Source organism: Brevundimonas sp. (assembly GCF_004210735.1).
Classification (GTDB): Bacteria; Pseudomonadota; Alphaproteobacteria; order Caulobacterales; family Caulobacteraceae; genus Brevundimonas.
Genome location: NZ_SDZL01000094.1, coordinates 1 through 6,405, shown reverse-complemented (window position 1 = coordinate 6,405; position 6,405 = coordinate 1). Strand labels below are relative to the sequence as shown.

Here is a 6,405-nt window from a genome sequence, read left to right as displayed (position 1 = left end):
CCTTCTCGTCCTTGCCGGTGCGGAAGATGGTGACGCCCTGGCTGGAGCGGCCGACGACGCGCACCTGACTGACCGGAGTTCGGATCATCTGGCCGCGGCCTTCCCGGTCGAGGACAGCGACGACCTGATGCTGGTCACTGACGGCGGCCAGATGATCCGAACTCCGGTCAGTCAGGTGCGCGTCGTCGGCCGCTCCAGCCAGGGCGTCACCATCTTCCGCACCGGCAAGGACGAGAAGGTCGTGTCAGTCGAACGTCTCGCCGACAGCGGCGGGGACGACGAAGCCGACGATGTGGCTTTGGAAGAGGGCGGCGAGGGCTGATTCAATGGCCGTCGCGCCCTCACTCTGGGTCGATGGCCGGCCAGCGTCGCTTGAAGACCTGGCCCATCAGGCGTTGGTCAACTACGGCGCATTCACCTCCTTTCGTGTCGAGGCGGGGGGCGTGCGGGGGCTGGACCTTCATCTGGCGCGACTGGAGGCTGAGGCGCGGGCCGTGTTCGGTGAGGCGGTCAGTGAGACCGCTCTGCGCAACTCCATTCGCACCGCGCTGGCAGGCCGTCCGGACGCCTGGCTGAGGATCAGTCTGTTTGCGCCCGAGATATCGAATCGCGATCCGCGCTGGGTCGGGCGGCCCAGGGTCATGGTCGGCGTGTTTGATTCCCCGGCTTCGCTGGCGGGTGGTGTCCGCGTTCAGAGCCAACTCTATGAACGCGAGGTGGCCGAGCTGAAACACGTCGCCACCTTCGGTCTGCTGCGGGCGCGTCGTGCGGCGGGGCAGGCGGGTTTTGACGACGCCCTGTTCGTGGATCGGGACGGGCGGATCAGCGAGGGGACGCTGTGGAACGTCGGCTTTGTCCAAGGTGACGCCATCGTCTGGCCGCTGGCGTCTATGCTGGACGGAGTGGCCCAGAGACTGATCCGTGCTGGCCTGGCGGCGGCGAGTGTCCCGCAACGGACAGAGGCGGTGCGATTGCCGGACCTGATTCATTTCGACGGGGCCTTCCTGTGCAACAGCGCGACGCCTGCGGCCGAGATTGCGGACATCGACGGTCATGGGTTTTCCGGTGCGACGGCCATGATCGGACAGGTGGCGCAGGCCTGGCGTTCACAGCCGTGTCAGACGATCTAGGCCGTTCATTTCGCACCTGCTAAATGACCCCAAACGGCGGGGAGGCGCGCATGCGCATCGGGCTTTATCCGGGGACGTTCGACCCGGTCACAAATGGGCACCAGGACATCATCGGCCGGGCCGTGAAGCTGGTGGACCGGCTGGTCATCGGCGTGGCCCAGAACGACGACAAGGGGCCGCTGTTCACCACGGCCGAGCGGGTCGAGATGCTGAAGGCCGAGGTCGCGCGCTTTGACGCCGACATCGTGGTGCGGCCCTTCTCCAGCTTGCTGATGCATTTCGCCGAAGAGCTGGAGGCGTCCTTCATCATCCGGGGCCTGCGCGCAGTCGCGGACTTTGAATACGAGTTTCAGATGACGGCGATGAACCAGCGCCTCAATAGCGACATCGAGACCGTCTTCCTGATGGCCGATCCGCGCCATCAGGCGATCGCTTCGCGCCTGGTGAAGGAGATCGCTCGCCTGGGCGGGAATATCGACAGTTTCGTGAGCCCCGCCGTCGCCGAGCGCGTGCGGGCCAAGGTCAAGGGTTAAGGCATGAACTCCAAATTGATCGCGGCGGCGTTGGCCGGCCTGTGTCTGACCGCCGCCGTTCCTGCGGGCGCTCAGAATAGCGAGGCGTCCGCGCCGACCGCCGCCGACTGGCGCGTCGTGGCGCCTGAGAATCTTCTGGTCATCGACACCAGCAAGGGCCGCGTCCTGGTCGAACTGGAGCCGCGCATGGCGCCGGCCCATGTCGAGCGTATCCGTACCCTGGCCAATCAGGGCTTCTATGACGGGTTGAAGTTCCATCGGGTGATCCCCGACTTCATGGCCCAGACCGGCGATCCCAAAGGCACGGGCGAAGGCGGCAGCGAACTACCCGATCTGGAGCCCGAGTTCACCTTCCGCCGGGGACGTGGCAGCGGCTTCCAGCCGGTGTCCAGCCTGGGATCGGCCCAGACGGGCGTCATGGGCTCCATGCCTGTCACGACCCAGCCGGACGCCCAGATGTTCGTCACTGCCGACATGAAGACCGCCGCTGCAGGCCTGTTCTGCGCCGGGGTGGCGGGGATGGCCCGATCCAGCGCCCCGAATAGCGCCAACAGCCAGTTCTTCCTGATGACCGGCCGCAACGAGGGGCTGGACAATCTGTACACGCCGTTCGGACGCGTCCTGCAGGGGCTGGACGTCGTGCGCGCGCTGAAGGCCGGTGATCGTCAGCAGGACGGGGCCGTGGCTGATCCCGACGTCATGACCCGCGTCCGTACCGCCTCGGCCGTGGCCGAAGGTGAGCGGCCGACGGCGCGTGTGATCGATTCGGCGGCGCCTGCCTTTGCCGCTCGCGTGGTGGCGGCCAAGGCCCAGAACGTGACGGATGTCTGCGTGCTGCAACCCGTCGTCGAGGTCACCGGCGGCTAGGGCGAGACATCTGGCCGGGGCCTGCTATCGTCCACCTCCAGACTCATCCGGAGGGGCGAATGAAGCGGTTTCCATTGACACTGACCCTGGCTCTGGCGCTCGGCGCCGGGGCGGCCCAGGCCCAGGCCCAGGAGGCGGTTCCGGCGGCAGCGCCCGCGCCGGCGCCCGCTCCTGTCGGCGCGGTAGCGGAATGGCGCACGGTGGCGGCGGAGAACTTGCTGGTCATCGACACCACCAAGGGCCGTATCCTGGTCGAGATGGCGCCGCTGGTCGCGCCGGGTCATGTCGAGCGTATCCGCCTGCTGGCCGACAAGGGCTTCTATGACGGCATACCGTGGCACCGGGTCATCGACTGGTTCATGTCCCAGACCGGCGATCCGCTGGGCAATGGCGAAGGGCAGAGCCCCTATCCGGATCTGAAGGGCGAGTTCACCTTCCAGCGCACGCCGGACATGGCCTTTGTCGAAGCGGCGACGCCGCAGGGGTTGCGGCTGGGCTGGCTGCAGTCGCTGCCGGTTTATAGCCAGCCGGACGCCCTGATGGCGCTGAACGGGTCGGGCAAGGTGTCGTCCTGGGCGACCTATTGCCCCGGCGTGGCGGGCATGGCGCGGGACGAGGGCAATGACACGGCTAACAGCCAGTTCTTCCTGATGCGCCACGCCTATCCGTCGCTGGACAAGCGCTACACGGTCTGGGGCCGGGTGGTGTCCGGACTGGACGTGGTACGTGGACTGCAGGTCGGAGACGGCGACAACGGCGCCATGGCTGCGGCCCAGCCGGACAGGATGATTCGGGTGCGAGTGGCCTCGACCCTGCCTGCGGCCGAGCGGCCCACGGTCCAGATCGTGGACGCCGGGTCCACCCGGTTCCGTGACATGATCGCGGCCGCACGGACGGCCAAGGGCGCCGACTTCTCGCTGTGCGACCTTGAGTTCCCGGTTCAGGTGACCGGGGGCGCCTGACGCGGGCCGCCGCTGCGGCGGCGGCGACGGCGGGGGGCCTGACGCTGATCGCGCATCTGTTGCAGCAGCAGCCCCTCCCGCAGGCCCCGGTCGGCGACGCGCACGCGCGCGCAGGGCCAGGCGCGCTGCACGCCTTCCAGAATGGCGGCGCCGGCCAGAACCAGGTCGGCGCGGTCCGGGCCGATGCAGGACTCGGCCGCGCGTCCGGCGGGCCCCAGGGCGCGCAGCCGGTCGGCCGCCGCCTCGCACTCCTCGCGTGTCATCCACAATCCATCGACCTTGTCCCGCTGATAGCGGCGCAGGTTCAGGTGCACGCCGGCCAGGCTGGTGATGGCGCCCGAGGTGCCGACCAGATGCGCCCGGCCCGAGCCGAAGATGCGGCGCATCTCGGCGTCCTCGGTTCCGGCGGCGGCGATGGCGTCGACGACGTCCCCGACCATGGCCTCCCACCAGCTGTCAGGCGCGCCCTCGGGCTCGGGATGGCGTTCGGCCAGGGTGACGACGCCCAGCGGAGCGGACATCCAGGCGACGGTTTCGTTACGACCGCCACCGCGCTTGACCCACGAAATTTCGGTTGAGCCGCCGCCGACATCGACTACCAGCACCGCCTCGGCGCGCGGGTCGAACAGGTTGATGCAGCCCTCGACGGACAGGCGGGCCTCTTCGGCCGGGTCGATGATGCGCAGCTTCAGGCCGGTGCCCTTGCGCACGCGTTCGACGAAGTCGACGCCGTTGTCGGCCATGCGACAGGCCTGGGTGGCCACGGCGCTGAGGCGCGCGGGCTCGACGCCCCGGCGGGCCACACGTTCGGCGCACAGGGCCAAGGCCTCGTAGGCCCTGTCCATGGCTCCCGCGTCCAGACGGCCGGTGCGGGTCAGTCCCTCGCCCAGTCGGACGATGCGACTGAAGGAATCGACGACGCGGAAGCCCTCCCGCGCCGGACGCGCGATCAGCAGGCGACAGTTGTTGGTCCCCAGGTCGAGCGCGCCGTAGAGGGGCGCGTCGCGGCCTGACGCTCCGCGGCTGGACGCCGCGCGGGGCTGGGACCGCTCGTCGCGCCGTGCGGGCGCGCCAGGGGTCTCCGGCATGGCCGAACTTTCATGTGGGCGGTCCAAAGCGGCGCCCGTCCCCATCAACCTAGGGGGGCGGGTTGCCGACGCCAAGGCCAAAACTGTCAGCAAGATGAACGAAACCGACGGCATGGCGGTCAGGGGCGGGAGCGCATGGTCGGTGCCATGATGACCATTCACACCGCCAGATTTCACGTCGGCCAGATCGTCCGCCATACCGGCGACGCCTTCCACGGAGTCGTCGTGGACGTGGACGCCGCCTATGCCGGGGCGGCCGGCGAGACCGGCCCGATGTCGCCGGAGCAGCCCTTCTATCAGGTTCTGGCCCTCGGTTCGGACGGCGGCTTTGTGGCCTATGTCGCGGAGGAGGTTCTGGAGCGTCACGAAGCCTCACTGACTCCGGTTGAGGAACGTCGCCTGTTCAGCGTCGATAACCAGGGCCACCACGCGCCCCGCACCAGCCGGATTCACTGACGGCAGAGGATGACGCGGCCGCGCCGGAGGCCTAGGATCGCGCCAAAGGCCGACAGAGCCCCGAGGTTGCCATGTCAGATTTCGAACACGTCTTTGAACAGCCGCCGGAAGGCGCCGCCGCCGACTGGACCATCCCCCAGAACTGGTCCGCCTATACGGCCGTCGAGCACCAGACCTGGGACACGCTGTATGCCCGGCAGATGAAGATCCTGCCCGGCCGTGCGTGCGACGCCTTCATCCGGGGGCTGGACGCGCTGGACCTGAACGCGGGCGGCATTCCGGACTTTGACGTCATCAACCCCAAGCTTCAGGCCCTGACTGGCTGGACCGTGGTGTGCGTGCCCGGCCTGGTGCCGGACGAGGTGTTCTTTGACCACCTGGCCAACCGGCGCTTCGTTTCGGGCCAGTTCATACGCAAGCCGGACCAACTGGATTATCTGCAGGAGCCGGACATCTTCCACGACGTGTTCGGCCATGTGCCGATGCTGACCGACCCCGATTTCGCCGCCTATATGGAGGCCTATGGCAAGGGTGGGCAGCGGGCGGCGTCGTTGGGGATGCTGCCGAACCTGGCGCGGCTGTACTGGTACACGGTCGAGTTCGGCCTGATGCAGGACTCCGGCGGCCTGCGCATCTATGGCGCGGGCATCGTCTCGTCGGCGACGGAGAGCGTGTTCAGCCTGGACGATCCGTCGCCCAACCGGATCGGCTTCGATCTGGAGCGGGTGATGAAGACCCTGTACCGCATCGACGACTTCCAGCAGGTCTATTTCGTCATCGACAGCATCGAGGCGCTGAAGGCTGAGACGCTGAAGGATTTCGGCCCGATCTACGACCGGCTGAAGGGCGTCGAGCCCTTGCCCATCGAGACCATCCTGCCGACCGACCGGGTCATCACGCACGGCACCCAGGCCTATGCCCACAAGGGCGGACGGTTCGCCGCCTGACGCCGGGGGCGGAATCGGACCCGAAAAAGAGGGTCTGAATAGTCTGAAACGTCTGAAAGGCCGCAAGTCCTGACCGCTTTTCGCCGTCATCCTCGGGCTTGACCCGAGGATCGCGCGATGCGGCGCGCTTAACCTTGCAGGCGTCGCGCAGGCGGACAGTCCGATCCTCGGGTCAAGCCCGAGGATGACGGAGGGGGCGGGGAAAACAGGGTCTGAATAGTCTGATTAGTCTGAAACCCTCCGCAGCGGTGTGAGGGCCACATGATCGCGCGAAGGTCAGATCAGGCGAGTCGATTGTCGCGGGAAACGCGGCGGCTGCTGAAACGGCTAGGGTTTTCGGCTGCGGCTATCATGATCGTTTGATCCTCCCCTGCGCAGCGGGGGAGGGGGACCGCGGAGCCCGCAGGGCGACGGGGTGGAGG

Annotated in this window: 8 protein-coding genes and 1 pseudogene; 7 read left to right on the top strand and 2 right to left on the bottom strand. The window is 67.7% G+C overall.

From position 1 onward, the window contains the following. Positions 1-88 (bottom strand): DNA gyrase C-terminal beta-propeller domain-containing protein (locus EON91_RS13745; RefSeq protein ID WP_292095847.1); only part of this gene is annotated, 88 nt, incomplete at its 3' end. A 6-nt stretch (positions 89-94) separates the two neighbouring features. Between EON91_RS13745 and EON91_RS13740 the strand changes: the two are divergent. The 5 genes and pseudogenes from EON91_RS13740 to EON91_RS13720 form a co-directional block, all read left to right on the top strand. Further along, positions 95-322, top strand: a pseudogene (locus EON91_RS13740) (DNA gyrase C-terminal beta-propeller domain-containing protein); the annotation flags it as partial. Between the two features lie 4 nt (positions 323-326). After that, the gene (locus tag EON91_RS13735; protein WP_292095844.1) at positions 327-1,130 is read left to right on the top strand and encodes an aminotransferase class IV; all 804 of its coding nucleotides are present in this window, start codon (positions 327-329) and stop codon (positions 1,128-1,130) included. A gap of 50 nt (positions 1,131-1,180) precedes the next feature. Then, complete coding sequence (coaD, locus tag EON91_RS13730; protein WP_292095841.1) at positions 1,181-1,663, top strand: pantetheine-phosphate adenylyltransferase; 483 nt, start codon at positions 1,181-1,183, stop codon at positions 1,661-1,663. Positions 1,664-1,666: 3 nt separating this feature from the next. After that, entirely contained in the window at positions 1,667-2,530 is an 864-nt protein-coding gene (locus EON91_RS13725; protein ID WP_292095839.1) for a peptidylprolyl isomerase, read from the top strand. Positions 2,531-2,589: 59 nt separating this feature from the next. Next, positions 2,590-3,492, top strand: a complete 903-nt coding sequence (locus EON91_RS13720) for a peptidylprolyl isomerase (protein ID WP_292095837.1) — start codon at positions 2,590-2,592, stop codon at positions 3,490-3,492. Here EON91_RS13720 and EON91_RS13715 read toward each other — a convergent pair. Next, positions 3,471-4,580 carry a Ppx/GppA phosphatase family protein gene (locus EON91_RS13715; protein ID WP_292095834.1) on the bottom strand — a complete coding sequence of 370 codons (1,110 nt, stop codon included), beginning with the start codon at positions 4,578-4,580 and terminating at the stop codon, positions 3,471-3,473. The genes EON91_RS13720 and EON91_RS13715 overlap by 22 nt on opposite strands. 147 nt (positions 4,581-4,727) lie before the next feature. Between EON91_RS13715 and hspQ the strand changes: the two genes are divergently transcribed. Then, positions 4,728-5,036 (top strand): heat shock protein HspQ, encoded by a 309-nt coding sequence (hspQ, locus tag EON91_RS13710; RefSeq protein WP_292095831.1) that lies wholly within the window; start codon positions 4,728-4,730, stop codon positions 5,034-5,036. 71 nt (positions 5,037-5,107) lie between these two features. Further along, positions 5,108-5,983, top strand: a complete 876-nt coding sequence (phhA, locus tag EON91_RS13705; protein WP_292095829.1) for a phenylalanine 4-monooxygenase — start codon at positions 5,108-5,110, stop codon at positions 5,981-5,983. Positions 5,984-6,405 lie beyond the last annotated feature (422 nt).